The sequence below is a fragment of the Harryflintia acetispora genome, assembly GCA_004340125.1.
GTDB classification, from domain to species: Bacteria; Bacillota; Clostridia; order Oscillospirales; family Ruminococcaceae; genus Harryflintia; species Harryflintia acetispora.
Genome location: SLUK01000019.1, coordinates 3,123 through 5,022, shown reverse-complemented (window position 1 = coordinate 5,022; position 1,900 = coordinate 3,123). Strand labels below are relative to the sequence as shown.

At 51.9% G+C, this 1,900-nt stretch carries 1 rRNA gene; it reads left to right on the top strand.

The window, feature by feature from the left end:
- Positions 1–232: 232 nt before the first annotated feature.
- Positions 233–1,746, top strand: a 16S ribosomal RNA gene (locus tag EDD78_RS13805).
- Positions 1,747–1,900 lie beyond the last annotated feature (154 nt).

Below are 1,900 nucleotides of genomic sequence, written 5' to 3'. Positions count from 1 at the left end.
ACGCTATAGGACCTTGAAAATTGAACAACATGAAAAAGCGAACCTTTGAAATTCTAATGAGTAATTCAAAGTAGTGCGTGGGACTTTTGGGACATGGGAATTCCGCAAGGAATTCCAGCGCGTGTTCCGGGAGGAACACGCAGTGCTAGCGTAAAGCGTCCAGAAGGACGCACCAAGAGCGAATTAAGCTTTTGAAAGAGATATGTAGCGCCTAGGGGCGATATATATACCATTTCTAAAGAGTTTGATCCTGGCTCAGGACGAACGCTGGCGGCGCGCCTAACACATGCAAGTCGAACGGAGAAATGCTAAGCTTGCTTTGCATTTCTTAGTGGCGGACGGGTGAGTAACACGTGAGCAACCTGCCTTTGTGAGGGGAATAACGTCTGGAAACGGACGCTAATACCGCATAACGTCAAGGAACCGCATGGTTTTTTGACCAAAGATTTTATCGCACAAAGATGGGCTCGCGGCTGATTAGCTAGTTGGCGGGGTAACGGCCCACCAAGGCGACGATCAGTAGCCGGACTGAGAGGTTGATCGGCCACATTGGGACTGAGACACGGCCCAGACTCCTACGGGAGGCAGCAGTGGGGGATATTGCACAATGGGGGAAACCCTGATGCAGCGACGCCGCGTGAGGGAAGACGGTTTTCGGATTGTAAACCTCTGTCTTCAGGGACGAAATCAATGACGGTACCTGAGGAGGAAGCCACGGCTAACTACGTGCCAGCAGCCGCGGTAATACGTAGGTGGCAAGCGTTGTCCGGAATTACTGGGTGTAAAGGGAGCGTAGGCGGGAATGCAAGTTGAATGTTTAAACTATCGGCTCAACTGATAATCGCGTTCAAAACTGCATTTCTTGAGTGGAGTAGAGGCAGGCGGAATTCCTAGTGTAGCGGTGAAATGCGTAGATATTAGGAGGAACACCAGTGGCGAAGGCGGCCTGCTGGGCTCTAACTGACGCTGAGGCTCGAAAGCGTGGGTAGCAAACAGGATTAGATACCCTGGTAGTCCACGCCGTAAACGATGATTACTAGGTGTGGGGGGACTGACCCCTTCCGTGCCGGAGTTAACACAATAAGTAATCCACCTGGGGAGTACGGTCGCAAGACTGAAACTCAAAGGAATTGACGGGGGCCCGCACAAGCAGTGGAGTATGTGGTTTAATTCGAAGCAACGCGAAGAACCTTACCAGGTCTTGACATCGTGCGCATACCGTAGAGATACGGGAAGTCCTTCGGGACGCATAGACAGGTGGTGCATGGTTGTCGTCAGCTCGTGTCGTGAGATGTTGGGTTAAGTCCCGCAACGAGCGCAACCCTTATTATTAGTTGCTACGCAAGAGCACTCTAATGAGACTGCCGTTGACAAAACGGAGGAAGGTGGGGATGACGTCAAATCATCATGCCCCTTATGACCTGGGCTACACACGTACTACAATGGCACTTAACAGAGGGAAGCAAGACCGCGAGGTGGAGCAAACCCCCAAAAAGTGTCTCAGTTCGGATTGCAGGCTGCAACCCGCCTGTATGAAGTCGGAATTGCTAGTAATCGCGGATCAGCATGCCGCGGTGAATACGTTCCCGGGCCTTGTACACACCGCCCGTCACACCATGAGAGCCGGTAACACCCGAAGTCAGTAGCCTAACCGCAAGGAGGGCGCTGCCGAAGGTGGGATTGGTGATTAGGGTGAAGTCGTAACAAGGTAGCCGTATCGGAAGGTGCGGCTGGATCACCTCCTTTCTAAGGAGCGATAGTAAGTGGTAAGACACTTACGAACTCCAAGGTCAGGGATTTTAAAGAGCTTTAACATGTTGTTCGATTTTGAGGGTCCTACGCCAACGTCCCCGTTGGCGTCTCAAAGAATTCACCTGTCGGAGCGAAGCTCCTCCTGTGT